Origin of the sequence: Pseudomonas sp. MWU12-3088 (genome assembly GCF_023242405.1) — a bacterium.
Lineage (GTDB): Bacteria > Pseudomonadota > Gammaproteobacteria > Pseudomonadales > Pseudomonadaceae > Aquipseudomonas > Aquipseudomonas kribbensis.
Map to the genome: position 1 here is coordinate 139,235 of NZ_JALJEA010000006.1, position 22,662 is coordinate 161,896.

Annotated in this window: 21 protein-coding genes and 4 tRNA genes; 7 read left to right on the top strand and 18 right to left on the bottom strand. The window is 59.1% G+C overall.

From position 1 onward, the window contains the following. Nucleotides 1-3: 3 nt before the first annotated feature. Entirely contained in the window at nucleotides 4-1,044 is a 1,041-nt protein-coding gene (locus M5B98_RS16140) for an AraC family transcriptional regulator (RefSeq protein WP_248743234.1), read from the top strand. Between the two features lie 4 nt (nucleotides 1,045-1,048). Here M5B98_RS16140 and M5B98_RS16145 read toward each other — a convergent pair whose 3' ends face one another. From M5B98_RS16145 to M5B98_RS16155, 3 genes are all read right to left on the bottom strand, one after another. Continuing rightward, the gene (locus M5B98_RS16145; RefSeq protein ID WP_170929600.1) at nucleotides 1,049-1,198 is read right to left on the bottom strand and encodes a hypothetical protein; all 150 of its coding nucleotides are present in this window, start codon (nucleotides 1,196-1,198) and stop codon (nucleotides 1,049-1,051) included. A 161-nt stretch (nucleotides 1,199-1,359) separates the two neighbouring features. Beyond that, entirely contained in the window at nucleotides 1,360-2,232 is an 873-nt protein-coding gene (locus M5B98_RS16150; protein WP_248743235.1) for a DUF2242 domain-containing protein, read from the bottom strand. Nucleotides 2,233-2,324: 92 nt separating this feature from the next. Next, on the bottom strand, nucleotides 2,325-3,224 hold the full coding sequence (locus M5B98_RS16155) for a LysR family transcriptional regulator (protein WP_248743236.1): 900 nt from the start codon (nucleotides 3,222-3,224) through the stop codon (nucleotides 2,325-2,327). Between the two features lie 121 nt (nucleotides 3,225-3,345). On the opposite strand from M5B98_RS16155, the gene M5B98_RS16160 reads away from it, so the two are divergent. Further along, nucleotides 3,346-4,551 (top strand): MFS transporter, encoded by a 1,206-nt coding sequence (locus M5B98_RS16160; RefSeq protein WP_248743237.1) that lies wholly within the window; start codon nucleotides 3,346-3,348, stop codon nucleotides 4,549-4,551. Between the two features lie 58 nt (nucleotides 4,552-4,609). On the opposite strand, the gene M5B98_RS16165 is transcribed toward M5B98_RS16160, so the two are convergent. From M5B98_RS16165 to M5B98_RS16210, 10 genes are all read right to left on the bottom strand, one after another. Continuing rightward, the gene (locus M5B98_RS16165) at nucleotides 4,610-6,481 is read right to left on the bottom strand and encodes a SurA N-terminal domain-containing protein (protein ID WP_248743238.1); all 1,872 of its coding nucleotides are present in this window, start codon (nucleotides 6,479-6,481) and stop codon (nucleotides 4,610-4,612) included. Nucleotides 6,482-6,714: 233 nt separating this feature from the next. Then, nucleotides 6,715-6,987, bottom strand: a complete 273-nt coding sequence (locus M5B98_RS16170) for an HU family DNA-binding protein (protein ID WP_002552737.1) — start codon at nucleotides 6,985-6,987, stop codon at nucleotides 6,715-6,717. A 147-nt stretch (nucleotides 6,988-7,134) separates the two neighbouring features. Further along, nucleotides 7,135-9,531 (bottom strand): endopeptidase La, encoded by a 2,397-nt coding sequence (lon, locus tag M5B98_RS16175; protein ID WP_085712471.1) that lies wholly within the window; start codon nucleotides 9,529-9,531, stop codon nucleotides 7,135-7,137. A 163-nt stretch (nucleotides 9,532-9,694) separates the two neighbouring features. Continuing rightward, complete coding sequence (gene clpX / locus M5B98_RS16180) at nucleotides 9,695-10,978, bottom strand: ATP-dependent Clp protease ATP-binding subunit ClpX (RefSeq protein WP_016775335.1); 1,284 nt, start codon at nucleotides 10,976-10,978, stop codon at nucleotides 9,695-9,697. 112 nt (nucleotides 10,979-11,090) lie between these two features. After that, nucleotides 11,091-11,726, bottom strand: coding sequence for an ATP-dependent Clp endopeptidase proteolytic subunit ClpP (gene clpP / locus M5B98_RS16185; protein ID WP_053161532.1), 636 nt, complete (start codon nucleotides 11,724-11,726; stop codon nucleotides 11,091-11,093). Nucleotides 11,727-11,818: 92 nt separating this feature from the next. Beyond that, complete coding sequence (tig, locus tag M5B98_RS16190) at nucleotides 11,819-13,129, bottom strand: trigger factor (RefSeq protein ID WP_248743239.1); 1,311 nt, start codon at nucleotides 13,127-13,129, stop codon at nucleotides 11,819-11,821. A 401-nt stretch (nucleotides 13,130-13,530) separates the two neighbouring features. Continuing rightward, nucleotides 13,531-13,606 (bottom strand) — tRNA-His (locus M5B98_RS16195). A gap of 76 nt (nucleotides 13,607-13,682) precedes the next feature. Further along, a tRNA-Leu gene (locus M5B98_RS16200) sits at nucleotides 13,683-13,767 on the bottom strand. Nucleotides 13,768-13,825: 58 nt separating this feature from the next. Next, nucleotides 13,826-13,901 (bottom strand) — tRNA-His (locus M5B98_RS16205). Nucleotides 13,902-13,933: 32 nt separating this feature from the next. Then, nucleotides 13,934-14,010: transfer RNA gene (locus M5B98_RS16210), tRNA-Arg, on the bottom strand. Between the two features lie 274 nt (nucleotides 14,011-14,284). On the opposite strand from M5B98_RS16210, the gene folD reads away from it, so the two are divergent. After that, a complete protein-coding gene (folD, locus tag M5B98_RS16215; RefSeq protein WP_248743240.1) occupies nucleotides 14,285-15,139 on the top strand; it encodes a bifunctional methylenetetrahydrofolate dehydrogenase/methenyltetrahydrofolate cyclohydrolase FolD in 855 nt (284 codons plus the stop codon). A gap of 228 nt (nucleotides 15,140-15,367) precedes the next feature. Next, nucleotides 15,368-16,306, top strand: coding sequence for a D-alanyl-D-alanine endopeptidase (gene pbpG, locus M5B98_RS16220; RefSeq protein WP_085712474.1), 939 nt, complete (start codon nucleotides 15,368-15,370; stop codon nucleotides 16,304-16,306). A gap of 54 nt (nucleotides 16,307-16,360) precedes the next feature. On the opposite strand, the gene M5B98_RS16225 is transcribed toward pbpG, so the two are convergent. Together M5B98_RS16225 and M5B98_RS16230 are read right to left on the bottom strand one after the other, a co-directional pair. Beyond that, nucleotides 16,361-16,567: a hypothetical protein gene (locus tag M5B98_RS16225; RefSeq protein ID WP_102621718.1), complete on the bottom strand. Its 207-nt coding sequence runs from the start codon at nucleotides 16,565-16,567 to the stop codon at nucleotides 16,361-16,363. Nucleotides 16,568-16,664: 97 nt separating this feature from the next. Beyond that, nucleotides 16,665-17,336: a peptidase C39 family protein gene (locus M5B98_RS16230; RefSeq protein ID WP_248743241.1), complete on the bottom strand. Its 672-nt coding sequence runs from the start codon at nucleotides 17,334-17,336 to the stop codon at nucleotides 16,665-16,667. Between the two features lie 231 nt (nucleotides 17,337-17,567). Between M5B98_RS16230 and M5B98_RS16235 the strand changes: the two genes are divergently transcribed. Then, nucleotides 17,568-17,735: a hypothetical protein gene (locus M5B98_RS16235; RefSeq protein WP_167443780.1), complete on the top strand. Its 168-nt coding sequence runs from the start codon at nucleotides 17,568-17,570 to the stop codon at nucleotides 17,733-17,735. 73 nt (nucleotides 17,736-17,808) lie between these two features. On the opposite strand, the gene M5B98_RS16240 is transcribed toward M5B98_RS16235, so the two are convergent. Together M5B98_RS16240 and M5B98_RS16245 are read right to left on the bottom strand one after the other, a co-directional pair. Beyond that, nucleotides 17,809-18,558: a TerC family protein gene (locus M5B98_RS16240; RefSeq protein WP_085712478.1), complete on the bottom strand. Its 750-nt coding sequence runs from the start codon at nucleotides 18,556-18,558 to the stop codon at nucleotides 17,809-17,811. A 28-nt stretch (nucleotides 18,559-18,586) separates the two neighbouring features. Then, the gene (locus M5B98_RS16245; protein ID WP_134827433.1) at nucleotides 18,587-18,829 is read right to left on the bottom strand and encodes a hypothetical protein; all 243 of its coding nucleotides are present in this window, start codon (nucleotides 18,827-18,829) and stop codon (nucleotides 18,587-18,589) included. 144 nt (nucleotides 18,830-18,973) lie between these two features. Between M5B98_RS16245 and nhaR the strand changes: the two genes are divergently transcribed. After that, a complete protein-coding gene (gene nhaR / locus M5B98_RS16250; protein ID WP_085712480.1) occupies nucleotides 18,974-19,873 on the top strand; it encodes a transcriptional activator NhaR in 900 nt (299 codons plus the stop codon). Here the strand turns inward: nhaR and M5B98_RS16255 are convergent. Continuing rightward, nucleotides 19,870-21,030 (bottom strand): MFS transporter, encoded by a 1,161-nt coding sequence (locus M5B98_RS16255; protein ID WP_248743242.1) that lies wholly within the window; start codon nucleotides 21,028-21,030, stop codon nucleotides 19,870-19,872. The two genes, nhaR and M5B98_RS16255, sit on opposite strands and share 4 nt — an antisense overlap. 337 nt (nucleotides 21,031-21,367) lie before the next feature. On the opposite strand from M5B98_RS16255, the gene sstT reads away from it, so the two are divergent. Beyond that, nucleotides 21,368-22,600, top strand: coding sequence for a serine/threonine transporter SstT (sstT, locus tag M5B98_RS16260; protein WP_248743243.1), 1,233 nt, complete (start codon nucleotides 21,368-21,370; stop codon nucleotides 22,598-22,600). Nucleotides 22,601-22,662: the final 62 nt, after the last annotated feature.

Below are 22,662 nucleotides of genomic sequence, written 5' to 3' on the forward strand. Positions count from 1 at the left end.
ACCATGAAGCCGCTGCCGATGCGTCTCGGGGATCTGTCGGTGGGCTTCGTCCATAGCCTGGCCGATGCCGTGCGCAGTCATGACGCCGACCCGCAGCCGTTGCTCGAACAATATGGGCTCGACACCGCAAGACTGGCCGAGGCCGGCGCACGCCTGTCGATCCCGCGCTACATGCGCCTGGGTCATGGTGCAATCCAGTTGACCGGCGATCCGGCGCTGGGTTTGCGCATGGGCCGGCTCAGTCGTCTTAGTCAGGCGGGACTGGCGGGCGTCACGGCAGCGCAGGCGCCGACGGTGCGCGAGGCCGCCCGCTGCCTGACGCGCTTCGAACCGCTGTACGGCTCCAATTATCGTGGTCAGTCGAGTTTCCACGAAGACGCCAGCGGCGCGTGGCTGCGTTTCTATTCGATCAGCCCGTACAACGCCTATAACCGTTTTGTGGTGGATTCGATTATCGCCGGGTGGCTGCATCAGTTGTCCAGCGTCAGCCCCGAACCGCTGCGCGCGGAACGAATCGAAATCGAATTCGACACACCGGATTATCGCGACGCCTACGCCGTGCTTGGCGAGTGCCCGATCCAGTTCGGCGCCGAACACAATCAACTGCGCCTGAGCCTCGCCAGCCTGGCCGCACGCAACCCGGAGCATTGCCCCAGCACCTGGAAACATCTGCTGCAACTGTGTGAACGGGAACTGGAACAACTGACGCGAACCCGCAGCCTACGTGAACGCATCACGCAATTGCTCGGGCCGTTGCTCAATGGCGGCCGGGAACCCGACCTGGAAGAAGTGGCGGCGCGCCTGAAGCTGCCGACCTGGACGTTACGGCGCAAACTGGCCGAAGAAGGTACGCAGTTTCGCGCGATCCTCAACGATACCCGCCGTGATCTGGCGATGACCTACATCCGCGACACTGAACTGGCGTTCGGTGAAATCGCTTACCTGCTGGGTTTTGCCTCGGCCGAAGCTTTCCAGCGCGCCTTCAAGCGCTGGAACGGCCAGACACCGGGCGAGTTCCGCCGCAGTCACCGCAAGACCGGTTGAAGCCTCAGAGCTCGGTGGCGTCTTCCGCAGGCTCCGGCGAATCCAGTTCGTAGGCCTGGAATTCAAGCAGTTCTTCTTGATAGTCATCCATCGTGTAATCCCCCTCACTGCTTTGCTGAAATGGCCTGGAGCAAATGACCAGTGCCTCGAGCATAAAGTGCCCATATGAAGGAAAAATGAAACACGGCCTTCATGAAATAAACGTAGCAGGCGGTCAGGGATTTATCGCGGGGATATTTTCAGAAGGTGTAAACCGAAATTTCAGCTCACACAAGTATCGAAGCGGGAGCGACGTTGCGTCGCTCCCACAACCGGTCAATGCCCGCTTGGCATCGCCGGGATCGGCTCGGACGGTGGCGGCAAGTCAGTCGGATTGGCCGGTGGCGTGATGACTTCCGGTGCCGGCGCTGATGTTGGAACCAGCTCCGAACCCGGGGCCGGGGTGATCGGCGCCGCCTCGGCAGGTGGAACGACCGGTTCCGAACTGGCCGGAGTAGTCTCTGCGGCGGCAGGCGCCGGGGTCGTGGCAGGTTCGGCGGCCGGGGCTGGCGTCGGAGTCGGCTCGGCCGCTGGCGTCGGGGCCAGCGCGGCCGGCGCAGCCTTGGGTTCCGGTACGCCGAGATCGGCCTTCGGCTTCTCGGTGATGTGGGCGGCTTTCTTCGCATCGGCCGGCAGGAACAGCTCGACCAGGGTGAAGAAGCGCTCGTAGAACTTCTGCGAAGACACGGTTTCGCTGGCCACCTTGACCATCGAGTCGTCAGAGGAGCCGATCGGCATCGACACCGAGCCCAGCACACCCACGCCGAGGCTGGCCGAGTTGTTGGTCTTCTTCAGCGCGTAGCGGTCCTGCAGGGCGTTGGCGAACACGGTCGCGTGGTGCGCGGAGCTGCCGTCATCGGTACACACCACGTTGAAGCTGATCTCCATGTGGGTTTCACCGGTCTGCTGGAAGCTCTTGTGCCCGCTGACCAGTTTCGGGTCGCTGCTGGTGATGATGTAGCCCTGGCTGAGCAACGCACGGCGCGCCGCTTCGCAGCTGGCGGCATCGGTGACCGGATAGTTGCGCGAAAAGGTGCCGGAGTCGTCGAAGTTCTCATGCTCGTAGATAGGCTTGTCCTTGGAGCAGCCGGCAGCGGCGGTCAGCAACAACGCCAACCCGAAAAAACGCACGGGAATAGAATTCAACATTAAACATCCTGAGGGAAAACGGTCCGGGGCGTATTGTGCAACAGATCGCTGCCCCGCGGCGTACGGATTAGTGTCTTAAAACAGTTACAACTCTACTGACCCTCGGCGACAGGAAAAAGTCGCGCCGACAAATGATCAATGAACACCCGCAATTTGGCGGTTGCATGGCGACTGGATGGCCAAAGCACCCAGAACTGTCCGACGTGCTCCAGATGCTCATCCAGCACCCGCTGCAGGCGCCCCTGCCTTTGCGCCTCATGGGTCATGAAGTCCGGCAGGCAGGCGATGCCCAGACCGGCCAGTGCCGCATGTCTGACCGCTTCAATTGATGTGCTGACCAGGCGGGTCGGCAAACTCGGCTCGGGAACGCCCTCCTTACGCTTCAGCGGCCAGGGTTCCAGTTTGCCCGTGGCGTGAAACGTGTGGCGCAGACAGGCGTGCTGCGCCAGATCGGCGGGGATCAGCGGCACACCGCGTTCGCGCAGATACCCGGGGCTGGCCACCAACACCATGTGAAATTTCCCCAGGGGCCGGGCCATGAGCCGCGAATCCCGAGGTTTTCCTGTGCGGATGACCGCATCGAAGCCTTCCTCGACGACATCGACCATGCGATCGGTCAGGTCCAGATCCAGCTCGATCTGCGGGTACAGCGCCATGAATTCATTCATGACCGGCATCACCAGTTCATGCACCTGGGGCAAGCTGACCCGCAACTTGCCGTGAGGCGCCGATGCGGCATCACACAACTCGAATTCAGCCGCCTCGACCTCGGCGAGAATCTTGCGGCAGCGTTCAAGAAACAGCGCGCCTTCGCTGGTGAGCGTGATGCTGCGGGTCGTGCGATGGAACAACCTCACGCCGAGCCGGGCCTCCAGACGTGCGATGCTTTTTCCGACCGCCGAGGACGACACGCCCTGCAAACGTCCCGCTTCGGTAAAACTGCGGGTTTCCGCCACCTGCACGAACACCGAAATGCTGCCCAGACTGTCCATTCTTTCCCCCTGATTCACGACATTCCTGTCCGAGATGTTCGGAACCCTAACCTGTTTTTCCCGAATGTGCAGCGCCCTACCCTGTGGACTTCATCTCCCTCGGCAAAATGGATGCTGGCTCATGAACGATGCACAACTCACTTCTGCAACGCTTGCCCACCCGGTCGAACCCGCAGAGCGATTACCGTTGGGTGCCCTGCTCGCACTGGCCACCGCCGGATTCATCACCGTGCTGACCGAAGCCATGCCCGCTGGCCTGTTACCGCAGATGAGCGCGGGTCTCGATGTCTCTCAGGCGCTGATCGGGCAACTGGTTACGCTGTACGCCATCGGATCGATGCTGGCGGCCATTCCGCTGACCATCGCCACCCGAGACTGGCGCCGCCGACCACTGCTGTTATCGGCCATTGGCGGTTTTGCCATCGCCAACAGCATCACCGCGCTGTCAGAGTGGTACTGGCTGACATTGATTGCGCGTTTTATTGCCGGCGTGTTTGCCGGGTTGCTCTGGGCGTTACTGGCAGGGTACGCGAGCCGCATGGTTGCCCCGCATCTGCAGGGCCGCGCCATCACCGTGGCCATGCTCGGTGCCCCTCTCGCGCTTTCGTTGGGCATACCGGCCGGCACGCTGCTCGGCACCGTGGTCGGCTGGCGGTTGAGCTTCGCGATCATGAGCGCAATGACCGTGCTGCTGGTTATCTGGGTACGCTGGCAGGTACCGGACTTTGCCGGTGAGCGCGCCGGAAAGCACCTGCCCCTGCGTCAGGTGTTTACCCTGCCGGGCGTGCGATCCGTGTTGTTCGTGACGCTGTCCTACGTGGTCGCTCACAACCTTCTGTACACCTACATCGCGCCGTTCCTCGAACCCTCCGGGCTCGGTGCCGAAATCGACCGGGTGTTACTGGTGTTCGGCCTGGCGTCGGTGCTGAGTCTGTGGATCGTCGGCAGCCTGATTGATCGCTGGCTGCGGGAGCTGGTACTGATCAGCGCCACATTGTTCATGCTTTCCGCCGTGGCCCTGGCTCTGTGGCGGGAAATGCCCGGCGTGGTCTACGCCGCCACGGCGGTATGGGGGCTGGCCTTCGGCGCAATGCCTTCACTGCTGCAGACGGCCTCGGCGAAAACAGCGAAGGACGCTGCCGACACCGCGCAATCGATGCTGGTGACCCTGTGGAATGTCGGCATTGCCGGAGGCGGACTGGCGGGTGGCCTGTTGCTGGCGAATCCGGGCGTCAGTGCCTTTCCCTGGATCGTTGCGGGCTTATTGATTCTGACCCTCTGGGCGACCGCGAATGCCCGGCAGCATGGATTCCCACGCGCTGAATAGCGGGCAAAAAGAAGCCCCGGACTTTCATCCGGGGCTTCTTTTATCGCTCAGTCAGGCATCAGAAACGCTTGATGTCCGCTTCGCTTTCGAGCTGCTTGCGGTACGCCGCGAAGTCCTGCTGGCCTTCACGCGAAGCGAGGAAGCGACGGTATTGCGCTTTCTCTTCATCGGTCGGCGCAGCGGCTTCGTTCACAGCGTTCAGACGCACGATGGTCAGGCTGCCATCAGGCAGTGTCACGCTGCTGAAAGTCGGCTTGTCCTTGGCGGCCGGTTTCGGCATGCGGAACAGCGCTTGCAGCACTGCAGGATCAACACCTTCCTGGGCACGGGTGGCGGCCTGGGTGACTTTCCAGTTCTGACCGTCGATGGCCTTGTCCAGCGGGGTCTTGCCGTCACGCAGACCGGCGATCAGTTGCTCCGCCTTGGTCTTGGCAGCCGCGCTGGCGTGCTCTTTGGCCAACTGAGTGCGAATGGCGGTGGCCACGGCTTCCAGCGGCAGTTGCGCAGGCTTGAGGTGTTCCTTGGCACGCAACACGATCACGGTATCCGGATCCAGCTCGATGGCGGTGCTGTTGGCACCATCATCCAGCACTTCGTTGCTGAACGCGGCAGTGACCACGGCGCGGTTGGCCGCAACACCTTCCCCACCCTCACGGCCAAACGGCTTGGAGGTGTGTACGGTCAGTTTCAGATCCTGGGCCGGCTGCGCCAGGTCAGACGCCTCGAACGAGGAGTCTTCCAGCTGCTTGGTCGCCTCGACGAAACGCTGCTCGACCTGCTGGGCTTTCAGCTCGTGGGTCAGCTTGTCTTTCAGGCTGGCGAAGGTCGGCACTTCCGGCGCTTCGACGCCCAGCAGCTTGATCAGGTGGAAACCGAAATCGGTGCGAACCGGCTCGGACACTTGATCCTTGTTCAACGAATACAAGGCTTTCTCGAAGGCCGGGTCGTAGACACCAGGACCGGCATAACCCAGGTCACCGCCGTTGTTGGCCGAGCCCGGATCCTGCGAGAACTCCTTGGCCAGCGCTTCGAACTTCTCGCCCTTGGCCAGACGTGCCTGGACTTCTTCGATCTTCGCCTTGGCCTGGGCCTCGGTGGTCTTGTCGTTCACTTCGATCAGAATGTGCGCCGCACGACGCTGTTCCGACAGGTTGGCGATTTCTTTCTGGTACGCTGCCTGCAGGTCTTCGTCCTTGACGGCGACCTGGTCGAAGAACGAAGCCTTCTTCAGCTCGAGGTAATCGATGACCACCTGATCCGGGGTCATGAATTCCTTGGCGTGTTCGTCGTAGTAAGCCTTGACCTCATCGTCGGTCAGCTTCACTGCCGCCGGATCAGCCTTGATGTTCAGCGAGGCGAAATCACGGGTCTGCTTTTCCAGGCGGGCGAAGGCCAGCACTTGAGCGTCGGTGACGAAACCGCTGCCCGCTACACCGGCGCGCAGCTGACCGATCAGCATTTCCTGAGCCAGCATCTGGCGGAATTGCATGCGGCTGTAGCCCAGCTGACGGATCACCTGGTCGAAACGGTCGGAGCTGAACTTGCCATCAACCTGGAATTCAGGCGTTTGCAGGATCACCTGATCCAGCGCCGCGTCGGAGAAGGCGAACTTCGATTTTTCTGCGCCTTGCAGCAGCAGCTTGCGATCGATCAGACCCTTGAGGGCCGATTCGCGCAGCATTTTTTCGTCGAGCAAGGAAGCATCGAAGTCCTTGCCCAGCTGTTGCATCAGCTGACGGCGTTGCATGTCAACGGCCTGGCTCAGCTCGTTCTGGCTGATTTCTTCACCATTGACCTTGGCCGCCTCGTTGGTGTGAGTCGTGGCCTTGAAAATGGCATCGAAACCGGTCAGGGCCATCAGTGCAACGATGACCCCGATAATGGTCTTGGCAATCCAGCCTTGTGAATTGTCCCTGATATTCTGCAGCATGCGTCCCCCAGAAACGGTTGAACTTCAAAAATTAGGCAACCGTGGAGCGTGGGTAGAATCCGGATAGAAGAAAGGCGCATCCGAGGATGCGCCTTCTCGTAACTGGCGGAGCGGACAGGGCTCGAACCCTCGATCCCGGTGTAGCAGGCAATTATTCCAGACTGCCTGCTCTACCGCTCCGCTGCCAAGTCAGGCATGACCCCGACCCGGATGGGTAAAAACCTGAATCAAACTTAGTTGACGGCTTCTTTCAGGGCTTTACCGGCTTTGAAACCTGGCTTCTTGGCTGCCGCGATTTCCAGAGTCTTGCCGGTCTGTGGGTTACGACCGATGCGAGCTGGACGATCGGTTACCGAGAAAGTACCGAAACCTACCAGAACTACGGAGTCGCCAGCCTTCAGAGCGCCAGTGACGGATTCGATTACAGCGTCCAGCGCACGGCCAGCAGCAGCTTTCGGGATATCAGCGGATGCAGCGATAGCATCAATCAGTTCCGACTTGTTCACTCTAAGTCCCCTTATATCTATTTTGAGATGATTCTAAGTTTTTTGGTGAAAGCAAAAACGAGTGCTGAATGGCCTACAGACACTTAAGAGCCGCTTTATAACAAGGGCTCTAAAAAACTGTCAACAAGCCCCCCAGCCAAAGACGTATTAATGCGTGCTAATTCTTTCCTTGGAATCGGACTCGCGTTTTTCATCCTTCGCGACAATCTCCGGAGCCACATCCGGCAAGGGCTCCGGCGCGTATTGCAGCGCAATTTGCAGGACCTCGTCAATCCATTTAACCGGTTTAATCTGCAGATCCTGCTTGATATTGTCAGGAATCTCCTTCAGATCACGCACGTTCTCTTCCGGAATAATCACGACCTTGATTCCACCACGGTGCGCGGCAAGGAGTTTTTCCTTCAGGCCACCAATGGCAAGGACTTGACCACGCAGGGTGATCTCGCCGGTCATGGCGACATCGGCGCGCACAGGAATACCCGTCAAAGCCGACACCAGTGCGGTGCACATGCCTACACCGGCGCTCGGGCCGTCTTTCGGCGTAGCACCTTCCGGCATGTGAATATGGGTGTCGCGCTTCTCGTGGAAGTCCAGGGGAATGCCCAGGCTCTTGGCACGGCTGCGCACAACGGTCAGGGCCGCAGTGATCGATTCGACCATTACGTCACCCAGCGAACCGGTCTTGATCAGTTGCCCTTTACCCGGCACGACGGCCGCTTCGATGGTGAGCAATTCACCGCCGACCTGAGTCCAGGCCAGGCCGGTCACCTGACCGATCTGATCCTGCTGCTCGGCCAGACCGTAGCGGAATTTGCGCACGCCAAGGAAGTGCTCGAGCAGATCAGCTGTCACTTTCACCGAGAAACGTTTTTCCAGTGCATGCTCTTTAACTGCCTTGCGGCAGACCTTGGCAATCTGCCGCTCAAGGCCACGCACACCGGCTTCACGTGTGTAGTAACGGATGATGTCGCGGATCGCTTCTTCATCGAATTCCAGCTCGCCTTTCTTCAGGCCGTTGGCGGCAATCTGTTTTGGCGACAGGTACTTGACGGCGATGTTGATCTTTTCGTCTTCGGTGTAGCCCGGCAGACGGATCACTTCCATCCGGTCCAGCAGCGCCGGCGGAATGTTCATCGAGTTCGAGGTGCAGAGGAACATCACATCCGACAGGTCGTAATCGACTTCCAGATAGTGATCGTTGAAGTTGTGGTTCTGCTCCGGATCGAGCACTTCCAGCAACGCCGACGCCGGATCGCCACGCATGTCGCTGCCCATCTTGTCGATTTCATCGAGCAGGAACAGCGGGTTGCGGACGCCCACCTTTGTCATCTTTTGAATCAATCTTCCTGGCATCGAACCGATGTAAGTCCGACGGTGACCACGGATTTCCGCTTCGTCACGCACGCCACCAAGGGCCATTCGCACGAATTTACGGTTGGTGGCGTGAGCAATCGACTCCGCCAGCGAGGTTTTACCCACGCCCGGAGGGCCGACCAGGCACAACACCGGGCCACGAATCTTTTTCACGCGCTTCTGCACGGCGAGGTACTCAAGGATGCGTTCCTTGACCTCTTCCAGGCCGTAGTGATCGGCGTCGAGAATGTCTTCGGCACGGGCCAGATCCAGGCGTACCTTGCTCTGGGCCTTCCACGGCACCTGTACCAGCCAGTCGATATAGGAACGCACGACGGTGGCTTCGGCCGACATCGGCGACATTTGCTTGAGCTTGTTCAGCTCGGCAGTGGCCTTGGCCAGGGCGTCTTTCGGCAGACCGGCAGCGTCGATGCGCTTTTTCAGGTCTTCGATTTCGTTGTGGCCTTCGTCGCTGTCGCCGAGTTCCTTCTGAATGGCCTTCATCTGCTCATTCAGGTAGTACTCGCGCTGACTGCGCTCCATTTGCTTCTTGACGCGGCCGCGGATGCGCTTTTCGACCTGCAGCAGGTCGATTTCGGCGTCCAGCAGAGCCAGAACGTGCTCGACCCGGGCAGCCAGATCGATGATTTCGAGGATTTCCTGCTTCTGCTCGATCTTCAGCGCCATGTGCGCAGCCATGGTGTCTACCAGACGGCCCGGCTCATCGATGCTGTTGAGCGACGACAGGACTTCAGCCGGGACTTTCTTGCCCAGCTGAACATATTGTTCGAATTGCGACAGCAGCGTGCGCACGAAGACTTCGGACTCGCGCTCGGCGGCGTCGACTTCGTCGATCAGCGAGACTTCGGCACGGCAGTGGCCATCGACCTCGCTGAAACGCTCGACAGTACCGCGCTGCTCGCCTTCGACCAGAACCTTGACGGTGCCGTCAGGCAGCTTGAGCAATTGCAGAACGGTTGCAATGGTACCGACGCGATACAGAGCGTCTTCTCCGGGATCGTCGTCAGCCGGGTTTCTCTGGGCCAGCAGCAGGATCTGCTTGTCGCCCGTCATCGCGGCCTCGAGGGCTTCGATGGATTTCTCGCGCCCCACGAACAGCGGGATAACCATGTGCGGATACACAACGACATCACGCAATGGCAGGAGAGGCAATTCGATGGTGGTCTTCATGATTTCGCCTCTACGGCGGCCATATGGCCGTAATCAGATGGAATTAAGCTTGAAACCAAGATGGGGGCTGCCTTGAAAAAAAACAAGCGCAAAGCGGATGTAAAAAACGACATAAAAAAAAAGAGGCCCGAAGGCCCCTTCTTTGTTCCGGCAGGGTGGACACTTACGCGTCCGGCGCTGCCTTGGCCGTCGGCTCACTGTTTTCGTAGATATACAGTGGCTTGGACTTGCCTTCGATCACGCTTTCATCGATCACGACTTTGCTCACCTCGGACTGCGAGGGGATTTCATACATCGTGTCGAGCAGCACACCTTCGAGAATCGAACGCAGGCCACGGGCACCGGTTTTACGTTCCAGGGCACGCTTGGCGACCGATTTCAGCGCGTCGGAACGGAATTCCAGATCCACGCCTTCCATCTCGAACAGCTTGGCGTACTGTTTGGTCAGGGCATTTTTCGGCTCGGTGAGAATCTGCATCAATGCAGCCTCATCCAGCTCGTCCAGCGTCGCAAGAACCGGCAGACGACCGACGAATTCCGGGATCAGACCGAACTTGACCAGATCGTCAGGCTCGACTTCACGCAGGGATTCACCAACCTTCTTGCCTTCTTCCTTGCTGCGCACTTCTGCGTTGAAACCGATGCCACCCTTGGTGGAACGGTTCTGAATCACCTTCTCCAGACCGGAGAACGCACCACCGCAGATGAACAGGATGTTACGGGTGTCGACCTGCAGGAATTCCTGCTGCGGATGCTTGCGGCCACCTTGCGGCGGAACGGAAGCGACCGTGCCTTCGATCAACTTGAGCAAGGCCTGCTGCACGCCTTCGCCGGAAACGTCCCGGGTGATCGACGGGTTGTCGGACTTGCGCGAAATCTTGTCGATTTCATCGATGTAGACAATGCCCATCTGGGCCTTTTCCACGTCGTAATCGCACTTCTGCAGCAGCTTCTGAATGATGTTCTCGACGTCTTCACCCACGTAACCCGCCTCGGTGAGGGTGGTTGCGTCGGCGATGGTGAACGGAACGTTCAGCAAGCGGGCCAGGGTTTCGGCCAGCAGGGTTTTACCGGAGCCTGTCGGGCCGATCAGCAGGATGTTGCTCTTGCCGAGTTCGACGTCGTCAGCCTTTTTGTCACGCTGGTTCAGACGCTTGTAGTGGTTGTACACCGCTACCGCGAGAACCTTCTTCGCACGCTCCTGACCAATGACGTACTGGTCAAGGATGCCGCTGATTTCTTTAGGCGAAGGCAATTTATGCGCGCTGCTTTCGGCCTGTGCTTCCTGCACCTCCTCGCGGATGATGTCGTTGCACAGGTCGACGCACTCGTCGCAGATAAAGACCGAGGGGCCGGCAATCAATTTGCGCACTTCATGCTGGCTTTTGCCACAGAAGGAGCAATAGAGCAGCTTGCCGTTGTCCTCGCCGTTGCGGGTGTCAGTCATTCGTTCGATCCAAATCCGATAGGCTTGCAACACAAGATGAAGGCTATTGCGGGCTTTTTCAAGCCCGCCACTGATCGGACCAGCCGATCAGGCCTGTTTTGAGCTGCTTATTTTAAGCTGGACGCTGGTTGATCACTTCGTCGATCAAGCCGTATTCCTTCGCAGCTTCTGCACTCATGAAGTTGTCGCGGTTGGTATCGCGCTCGATTTCTTCCAGAGTGCGACCGCTGTGCTTGGCCATCAGCGTGTTCAGACGCTCGCGGATGAAGAGGATTTCCTTGGCGTGGATTTCGATATCCGACGCCTGGCCCTGGAAACCGCCCAGTGGCTGGTGAATCATCACTCGCGAGTTCGGCAGGCAGTAACGCTTGCCCGGTGCACCTGCGGTCAGCAGGAATGCGCCCATGCTGCAGGCCTGACCGATGCAGGTGGTCGACACGTTTGGCTTGATGAACTGCATGGTGTCGTAGATCGACATGCCTGCAGTAACCGAGCCGCCCGGGGAGTTGATGTAAAGATGGATGTCCTTGTCCGGGTTTTCCGCTTCAAGGAACAGCAATTGCGCGCAGATCAGGTTGGCCATGTAGTCCTCTACCGGACCCACCAGAAAGATCACCCGCTCCTTGAGAAGACGCGAGTAGATGTCATAGGCGCGCTCGCCACGAGCAGATTGCTCGACAACCATCGGGACCAGGCCGCCGGCGGCCTGGATATCAGAGTTCTGCTGAATATAGGAATTACGGAACATGCTCTGCAGTCACTCCCAAATAGTCATGTCTTGAATACGCATAAGCCAGCTCGAAGGCTGGCTTATGGTGTGTGCTTCTAACGCAGAAACAATCAGTCGGCTTTTGGAGCTTCTACCGGCTTGACCGCTTCTTCGTAAGAGACCGATTTGTCGGTCACGCTAGCTTTCTGCAGAACAGTATCCACAACTTGTTCTTCCAGCACAACCGAACGGACTTCGTTCAGTTGCTGCTCGTTCTTGTAGTACCAGGACACTACCTGCTCAGGCTCTTGGTAAGCCGAAGCCATTTCCTGGATCATTTCGCGAACGCGGGCTTCGTCTGGCTTCAGGTCGAATTGCTTGACCACTTCAGCCACGATCAGACCCAGGACAACGCGGCGCTTGGCTTGCTCTTCGAACAGCTCGGCCGGCAGTTGGTCAGGCTTGATGTTGCCGCCGAACTGCTGAACAGCCTGCACGCGCAGACGGTCAACTTCGTTGGACAGCAGAGCCTTTGGCACTTCGATCGGGTTGGTGGCCAGCAGACCGTCCATTACCTGATTCTTGACCTTGGATTTGATGGCCTGACGCAGTTCACGCTCCATGTTCTTGCGAACTTCGGTGCGGAAGCCGTCGATGCCGCTTTCCTTGATACCGAACTGGGCGAAGAACTCTTCGTTCAGCTCAGGCAGTTTTGGCTCGGAAACGGTGTTGACGGTCACGGTGAACTCGGCGATTTTGCCAGCCAGGTCCAGGTTCTGATAGTCCTCAGGGAAGGTCAGGTTCAGAACGCGCTCTTCGCCGGCTTTGGCGCCAACCAGGCCTTCTTCGAAGCCAGGGATCATGCGGCCGGAACCCAGCACCAGCTGAGTGCCCTTGGCGGAACCGCCAGCGAACACTTCGCCGTCAACCTTGCCAACGAAATCGATGTTCAGCTGGTCTTCGTTCTGGGCAGCGCGATCGGCCACTTCGAAACGGGTGTTCTGCTTGCGCAGGATGTCCAGCATCTTGTCCAGATCGGAATCAGCCACTTCAGCGCTCAGGCGCTCAACGGTGATGCCTTCGAAACCGGCAACGGTGAACTCAGGGAACACTTCGAATACGGCTACGTATTCCAGGTCCTTGCCAGCTTCGAGCGACTTGGGCTCGATCGACGGCGAACCGGCCGGGTTCAGCTTCTGCTCAACCACAGCTTCGTAGAAGGAGGACTGGATCACGTCGCCAATCGCTTCCTGGCGCGCATCAGCACCAAAACGGCGCTTGATTTCGCTCATAGGCACTTTGCCTGGACGGAAGCCAGCAATCTTGGCCTTCTGGGCAGTCTGCTGCAGACGCTTGTTGACCTGAGTCTCGATGCGCTCAGCCGGCACGGTGATGCTCATGCGGCGCTCAAGAGCAGTAGTATTTTCAACAGAAACTTGCATGGATATTCCTCGTTGCACAGACGTTAGCCGGCCGTTTCCGACCCAAGAATCAAGGGCAAGCATTCTAGTAGGTCAAACTCAAGAAGTCACCCTACTGAAAACGGGTAAAAAAACAGCAGGCAAATTGAAGGCGGGGACAAACGGTTGCGCCTCGCCCTGTTAGCAAATACAGCCAATCAAGCCAGGGCCCTGCACCAACCTCTTCTATATATAAGAGGCGGTTGAATCATCTCCCTGACAGCCAACCTCGCAAGCAAGGTCGGCGGGCAGCGCGGCATCATCGAGCAACATTGATACGACGAAGCACCCTGCCCTGCGACCCGAAACCGGCAGTCGCCGAAAACTCGAAACCGTAAAACAAAAAAGGCGCCAGACTGTTAAATCTGGCGCCTTTCGAAATATGGGGTGGACGATGGGGATCGAACCCACGACAACGGGAGTCACAATCCCGTGCTCTACCAACTGAGCTACGCCCACCATATTGCGTGCCAAAGAAGCCAAACAACTTCTTTGTAGAACTTCACCCTACCAACGGCATGAATGAAGCTTTGATTGGTGCGGATGAAGAGACTCGAACTCTTACGCCTCGCGGCGCTGGAACCTAAATCCAGTGTGTCTACCAATTCCACCACATCCGCGGATGAAGCTTTTTAAAGCAAAGGCGCCAGACTGTTACATCTGGCGCCTTTCGAAATATGGGGTGGACGATGGGGATCGAACCCACGACAACGGGAGTCACAATCCCGTGCTCTACCAACTGAGCTACGCCCACCATATCGCGTTACTTGTGCCAAAGCTGCCTAATGGCGCACCCGGCAGGACTCGAACCTGCGACCATCCGCTTAGAAGGCGGATGCTCTATCCAGCTGAGCTACGGGCGCCTTGTTAGCTGTACCCTTGGAGGACTACAAACTAAGTGCTTTCCAGTCTCGCAAAACCTTGATTTCGCTCGACCTTCTTAACCAGTGCTAGGCTGTGCCCGACAAGTGCGACGAATAGTATAGAGCGACCTGCAGGTCGTCAAATCCTTTTTGAAAAAAATTCATTTAATTAAAGGGCTTAGGGGAATTTGCTGACCAAGCGCCTTTGCCCTCACCGTTTGACATGCGAGAATGCGTTCTCTTTTTTTCCCCTCTCGATGGTTAATCACGCGCAATGACTGCACAACTAATCGACGGCAAATCAATCGCCGCCAGCCTGCGCCAGCAGATCGCCCAACGGGTAGCCGAACGTCGCGAGCAAGGCTTGCGCACTCCCGGCCTCGCGGTGATCCTGGTCGGCAGCGATCCTGCCTCTCAGGTTTATGTCTCGCACAAGCGTAAAGACTGTGAAGAGGTCGGCTTCCTCTCCCAAGCCTACGACCTGCCTTCCGAAACCACTCAGGAAGCACTGACCGATCTGATCGATCGACTGAACGACGACCCGGCAATCGACGGCGTTCTGCTTCAACTTCCTCTGCCTGAGCACCTGGACGCGTCCAAGCTGCTGGAGCGCATCCGCCCGGACAAGGACGTCGACGGTTTCCATCCTTATAACGTCGGTCGTCTGGCCCAGCGCATTCCGCTGCTGCGTCCGTGCACGCCGAAAGGCATCATGACCCTGCTGGAAAGCACCGGTGTCGATCTGTACGGTATGGACGCAGTGGTCGTCGGCGCTTCCAACATCGTCGGTCGTCCGATGGCCATGGAGCTGCTGCTGGCCGGCTGCACCGTGACCGTGACCCACCGCTTCACCAAGGATCTGGCCGGCCACGTCGGCCGCGCCGATCTGGTGGTGGTTGCCGCCGGCAAGCCGGGCCTGGTCAAGGGCGAGTGGATCAAGGAAGGCGCGATCGTGATCGACGTCGGCATCAACCGTCAGGACGACGGCAAACTGGTCGGTGACGTCGTGTACGAAACCGCCCTGCCCCGCGCCGGCTGGATCACACCAGTACCGGGCGGCGTCGGCCCGATGACCCGCGCCTGCCTGCTGGAAAACACCCTCTACGCGGCAGAAACCCTGCACGTTTAAAGCGCTTTTTCCGCTCCAGAAGAACCCCGCCTAGTGCGGGGTTTTTCGTATCCTCGAAAAAACCTTTACCGTTCGCCGGAAACCCCTATTTTTACAGGGCTTTTCACGACTTTTTCATGCCCTTCAAACAACCATCGACAGATCTTCAGCCATACTCCTAGAATGCGTCGTTTTACGACACAGTCCGTTACAAAAAACGGCATTTTCAACCTTCATGAGTTCGCCCGCGTGAATATTCGTCTGTCCATCCTGAGCCTGGTTTTTGCATTTTCAGGCACGCTCCTCACGCCAACGGTCAATGCCGCCGAAACCACCGCTGCCCCTCGAGACGCTTCACAGTTGAAGATTGCCTCCGGCAGCGCCCTGCTGATGGATCTGCAGACCAACAAAGTCATTTACTCCAGCAATCCGGACGTGATCGTGCCGATCGCCTCCGTCAGCAAGTTGATGACCGGCCTGGTCGTGGTTGAAGCCCACCAGAACATGGACGAATGGATTGACGTCGACATCAGCCACACCCCGGAAATGAAAGGCGTGTTTTCCCGGGTCAAACTGCGCAGCGAACTGCCGCGCCGGGAGATGTTGCTGATCGCTTTGATGTCCTCGGAAAACCGCGCCGCCGCCAGTCTCGCCCATCACTATCCGGGCGGTTATGCAGCCTTCATCGCGGCGATGAACGCCAAAGCCAAGGCGCTGGGCATGACCAGCACCCACTTTGTGGAACCGACCGGCCTGTCAGAGCGCAACGTTTCCACCGCCCGCGACCTGAGCAAGTTGCTGATGGCTGCGCAAAAGCATCCGATCCTGACCGAACTCACCACCACCAAGGAAAAAACCGTCTCGTTCCGCAAACCCAATTACACCCTGGGTTTCCGTAACACCGACCACCTGGTCAACAAGGCCGACTGGGACATCAAGATCACCAAGACCGGCTTCACCAATCCGGCCGGGCATTGTCTGGTGCTCGTGACCCGGATGAGCAACCGCCCGGTTGCCCTGGTGATTCTCGATGCGTTCGGCAAGTACACCCACTTCGCCGATGCCAGCCGCATCCGCAGCTGGGTGGAAACCGGCCGGAGCACCAACGTTCCGGCGGTGGCCCAGCAATACAAGGCCGAGAAGAACCTCAAGGGTCGCCAGAGCGGCGTGGTCGAAGCGTCCAAGTAAATCGCAACACAAGAAAAAGCCCCGAACATTCGGGGCTTTTTTTCGTCTGCCGGTTCAGTCGTTGGGCAGCGGCATCTGATCATCATCGGGAATGCCGTCGCCAGCACTGGGGTCGCGCCGATGTTCCGGGGTTACTACCGCAGGACGGGCCAATGGATCGCGTAGCGGACTGTCCGGATCCAGCACTGGATCAACGTCCGGCTCCGGCGTAGTCGGCACACTATCCGGTTTATGGTCGTCGAAGCTCGAATCGGTACTCATACGCACCTCTCGTTCGGGTAATCACCCGAAAAAACCGGGCGTTACCCTTATGAGCTTAGCTGCGCGCCAGGGTGCCCGTCAGGAGACGGACGGAACCTCACTGCCCCGCCAACGCCTTGCGCGCCTGTGCCGCCTCGCGTTCCTGGCCAGCCTGCGCCAATTCATCAGCGGCCTTCAGCCAGCGCTGACGATCTACGGAAGCCGGGATCTGGGTCGGTTTCTGAATCAGCACTGCCCAGCCGCCGGATTTCTCCAACGCGGACTCGAAAGAACTGAAACTCATCAGTTCACGACGATTCATCCCGGCGCGCAGCAGAACCTTCTGCTTCTTGCGGTCATAGCCGGAAAGGATCGCGTACCGCGGCTCGGCCCAGAACGCCGATCCCTCGCTGAAACGCACCATCACCGGGTAACCCGCCGCGACCTGGGTCAGCAGTGCCGGCAAACGGGCATCTACCGGGTACACGACCATGCCGTATTCACGGGCCAGGTTCTGCATATTCTGCTGAAGCTTGTCCTCGGCGCCCGGCAAGTGCAGAGGTTTTTCCAGCAACCCCGGGGTGATCACGATGCCTTGCTGCGACAGCAGGCTGGCCAACACCTGCGGCCCGCTCTGATAGGCTTCGCCCCGATAGAACGTGCCGCTGAGTTCAACGCGCTCCGGCAGGCGCTGGACTTCCGGCGCCACACTGCCCGCACACCCCACCAAAGCTGTCACACAACCGGCCACCAGCAGTGCCATGCGAATCCGGGAAAATACCTGCACCATCGTCACTCTCTTGATCAGTTACCGGTCATCGTGTTCCGGCTTGGTCGAGGATCATAGGACGGCGCAACGCTGCGGTATAGCCCAAAGGGGCAGATGCATCGGCTGCATAGAGCGAAGTGATTGGTCACCACCGACCTTTGGTCAATAGCCTGAAACACGCCAGCGACTAGACTGTCACTCGAAAGACAGCAAAAGAGTGAGCGCCCGACGCAGGGCAAAGAGGAGGCACCGATGAGCCTGACCATGACTATTGTGATGTTGATTGCCGGCTGGCTGGCCGTTGCCGCTGCCATGTTGTGGGGCGTGCTGCGGATTTCCCGCCGCCATCACCACCCTGTGCAACCTGCACCGATCAAGAAGATCGAAAAACACAGCGCCCGTCACGCCACCGCGCACTGACATCTTTCAATCGATTCAAACGAAAAAGGCCGCGTGACTCTTGCGAGTGACGCGGCCTTCGCTTTTCCAGCGGTTACGCCTGGGCAGCCAGTTTCTTCTGCTTGGCGCGACGGGACATCATGTTCAACACCTCGATCGCAGCCGAGAACGCCATGGCGGCATACACATAACCTTTCGGTACGTGGGCGCCGAAACCTTCGGCGATCAGCGTCATGCCGATCATGATCAGGAAGCCCAGGGCCAGCATCACCACCGACGGGTTGTCGTTGATGAACTTGGCCAGCGGATCAGCCGCAAACAGCATCACCAGTACCGAAACCACCACCGCGATCACCATGATCGGCAAGTGTTCGGTCATGCCGACAGCGGTAATGATGCTGTCGATCGAGAACACCATGTCCAGCATCAGGATCTGCCCGATGGCGGCGGCAAAGCCCAGGGTTACCGTCGAGGTAGCCGACTTCGGATCGTCCGGCACCGGGTCCATGCTGTGATGGATCTCGGTCGTCGCCTTCCACACCAGGAACAAACCACCGGCGATCAGGATCATGTCCTTCCAGGAGAACGCCTGGCCCAGGATCTCGATGACCGGCTCGGTCAACTGCACGATGAAGGCGATGGTGCTCAACAGCGCCAGACGCATGATCAGCGCCATGCCGATACCGAGGCGGCGGGCCTTCTGCCGGTACTGCTCGGGCAGTTTGTTGGTCAGGATCGAGATGAAGATCAGGTTATCGATGCCGAGCACGATTTCCATCACCACCAGTGTGGCCAAGGCAATCCAGGCCGTCGGGCTGGAAGCGAGTTCTAACAGGTATTCCATGGGTCAGTCCTGACTCTTGTAAGACGATTTAGATGGTCTTGGAGGAAGATTCGGATTTTTCCGCATCTTTTTCCGGGGCTTCTTTTTTCTCGATCAGGCCGCCAGTGGCCTCGCTGAGCGCCTGCTCGGCGGCTTTGTGCGTGTCGTCGATCGCCTGCTTGGCGCTCTCGGCGGCCTTGCCCATCAATTGCTGGGCGCTTTTTTCAGCCTGGTCGCAACCGGTCATAAGCAGTAAAGACGTAAACATCAGTGCCGGGATCGTGTATTTCATAAGGCTTCCTTCGAATGAACAGACAGGGTCACAGACCGCCCGTCGATGGCTGGGCATTCTAGGGAGACAAATACTTCAGGAAAATTCGTATTTTTAGCGGCTATACTTCGATTTATACGAACTGTATTTGACGGACCAAACCCCATGCTCAATTACCGACAACTGCATTACTTCTGGGTGGTGGCCAAGACCGGCAGCATCGTGCGCGCCTGCGAGCAACTGAACCTCACGCCGCAGACCATCAGCGGGCAGATTTCCCTGCTGGAACAGACCTACGGCATCGAGCTGTTCCAGCGGGTCGGCCGGCAACTCGAACTCACCGAAGCCGGGCGCCAGGCCCTGCCCTACGCCGAGCAGATGTTCCAGCTCGGCGGCGAACTGGAACTGATGCTGCGCGCACAACCCAACGAACAGCAGATCCTGTTCCGGGTCGGCGTGGCGGATGTGGTGCCCAAATCCATCGTCTATCGCCTGATCGCACCAACCATGGAGCTCAGCGAACCGCTGCGCATCACCTGCCGCGAAGACAAACTTGAACGGTTACTGGCGGACCTGGCCATCCAGCGCCTGGACCTGGTGATCTCCGACAGCCCGATGCCGTCGCACCTGGACATCAAGGGCTACAGCCAGAAACTCGGGGAATGCGGGATCAGTTTCTTTGCCACCGCCGAGCTGGCGGCGTTATACGGTCAGGATTTTCCGCGCAGCCTGCACGGTGCGCCGCTGTTGATCCCCGGCGCAGAAACCGTGGTGCGCAGCCGTTTGCAGCGCTGGTTCGCCGAGCAGCAGATTCAGCCGAGGATTGTCGGGGAGTTCGATGACAGCGCCCTGATGCAGGCGTTCGGCCAGTCCGGCAGCGGGATTTTCATCGGCCCGAGCGTGATTGCCGATGAGGTGAAGCGCCAGTACGGCGTTGAGTTGATCGGCCAGACCGATGCGGTGAGCGAGTCGTTCTATGCGATCTCGGTGGAACGCAAGGTCAAGCACCCCGGCATCAAAGCGATTACCGAAGGTGCCCGACGCGAGCTGTTTACCGAGTTTTAAGCCGTTGCGCAGACATCGCGCGGCTTGAGCACCATCAACACCATGGCGAGGAAAATCGACAGCAGAATGAAGCCGGCAGCGGCGAAACCCACGAAGCCCAGACCAGCGCTGTCGATCACTCGACCGCCAATGATCGCGCCCAGACCGATCCCGAGATTGGCCCCGGCAATGTTCAGCGACGCAGCGAAGGCCGGCGCCTCAGGTGCGGCTTTCATCAAACGCACGTGGCTGACCAGAAACAGCGCCGCCTGGGTCACGCCCCAGATGCCCATCGCCGCCGCCAGACCCAGCGACGAATTGATGTTGGGCACCAGCGCCACCATCCCGGGAATCATGAACGCGCAGAACATCACCGAGGCCATCAGCGGATGGCGATCCACCGCGCGCCCGCCCAGCGAGTTACCGATCAGGCCGACCGCACCAAAGCCCATCAGGCACCAACCGACCACGGTGCCATTGAAGCCGGCCAGACGCTCGAGAATGTCCGCCAGATAGGTGTAGGCCGTGAACATGCCGCTGAACACCAGGATCGACAGCAATACATGGCCAAGCATCAGCGGGCTGCGCAGGATCTTGAACTGCGAAGCGAAGCTGACCTGATGCTGGTGCAGGCTGGTTTTCGGCAGGTAAACAAACAGCAGCAAGGCCTTGGCGAACGCAATCACCGCCAGAATGGCGAATGCACTGCGCCAGCCGAATGCATCGGAAATGAGCGTACCCACCGGAATCCCGAATACCGTGGCGCAGACGATGCCGAAGCCGATCTTGGCAATGGCGCGACCGGCGAAGTCCGGGCCGACGATGTCCACGGCAGTTTCACTGGCCAGGGCCCAGAACACCGGCAACCCCAGCGCCGGGATCAACCGCGCAATAGCCATGACCCAGATATTCGGCGCCAGTGCCGCCACGGTATTGGCCAGACCGAACATGATCAGGATGGTGATGAACAGTTTGCGCCGTTCGAAACGGGCGAAATATGCGGTCAAGAAAGGACCGAACATGGCCACGGTGAAAGCGAATAGAGTCACCAGCAACCCGGCTTGCGGGATGGTGACGGCCAGGTCGCGGGCAATCGCCGGCAACAGGCCGACGATGACGAACTCCGTGGTCAGCACCGTGAATCCGGCGGCAGACAACAGAAGGATGGGCAACAGCATGGGGAACTCCAGCAAAACGACGACACCAGCGTTGACCCGAAGGCCCGCCGGCAGAACTTGAAAATAAGGATGCGCAATCTTAACAGAGTGTTTCCCGAGTGACTTGCACAAACCTGTCTATGTTGCCGGACGTTTCGGTGGCAGATCGTCACAGGCCTGAAGGATAAGGCCTACGCTGTGATAAAGTCCGCGCCCTGAAAAACGTACACCCTGTTCAGCCGCCCGTTTAACGGCGTGGCTGTCGCGTCATTCCTTTCGGTTCGTGTCTGTGGCCTGCCCCCGATTCATCGCCCGGACCACGCAACCTTGCACCCTATAAAAAAGCAGAGATGCCGTTATGACCGCTTCATCCCCTTCTCCAATGCAACGCCTGAAAGGCCTCAGCCTGGTCACGCAGATCCTGATCGGCCTGATTGCCGGCATCGCCCTGGCGCTGTTCGCGCCGGAAGCGGCCATAGGCACCGCCTTCATCGGCAAGGTGTTCGTCTCGGCGCTCAAAGCCGTGGCACCGATTCTGGTGTTCGTGCTGGTCATGGCCTCGATCGCCAACCACAAGCACGGCCAGGAAACCCACATTCGGCCGATTCTGTTCCTCTATCTGCTGGGCACCTTTGGCGCCGCGGTGGTGGCCGTGGTTGCCAGCACCCTGTTCCCGTCGCATCTGGTGCTGTCCACCGACAACGTCGCCGTGACGGCACCGGGCGGCATCGGTGAAGTGCTGCAAAGCCTGCTGTTGAGCGTGGTCGATAACCCGGTCACCGCGCTGATGAACGCCAACTTCATCGGTATTCTGGCCTGGGCCATCGGCATGGGCGTGGCCATCCGCCACGCCGGCGACACCACCCGGGAAGTGGTCAGCGACCTGTCCAACGGCGTGACCCTTATCGTCCGTGTGGTGATCCGCTTCGCGCCGCTGGGGATTTTCGGCCTGGTGGCTTCGACCCTGGCCACTTCCGGTTTTGGCGCACTGGTCGGTTACGCCCACCTGTTGGCGGTGCTGTTGGGCTGCATGGCATTCGTGGCGCTGGTGATGAACCCGCTGATCGTGTTCTGGAAGCTGCGCCGCAACCCGTACCCGCTGACGCTGAAATGCCTGCGTGAAAGCGGCATCACCGCGTTTTTCACCCGCAGCTCGGCGGCGAACATTCCGGTCAACCTGGAACTGAGCAAACGCTTGGGCCTGCACGAAGACACCTATTCGGTATCGATTCCGCTCGGCGCCACCATCAACATGGCCGGCGCGTCGATCACCATCACCGTGCTGACCCTCGCTGCCGTGCACACCCTGGGCATTGCCGTGGACATCCCGACCGCGATCCTGCTCAGCGTTGTCGCTGCAATCTGCGCGTGCGGTGCGTCCGGTGTAGCCGGCGGTTCGCTGCTGCTGATCCCGCTGGCGTGCAGCCTGTTCGGCATCCCGAGCGAAATCGCCATGCAGGTGGTGGCAGTCGGCTTCATCATCGGCGTGCTGCAGGATTCGGCCGAGACGGCGCTGAACTCCTCCACCGACGTGCTGTTCACCGCTGCGGCTTGCCTGGGCGAAGAACAGAAAGCCCAGCGTCCGGCCTAAACACCGAGCGCAATAAAAAGCCCGCCAAGGCGCAAACCTTGGCGGGCTTTTTTATGCGTCGG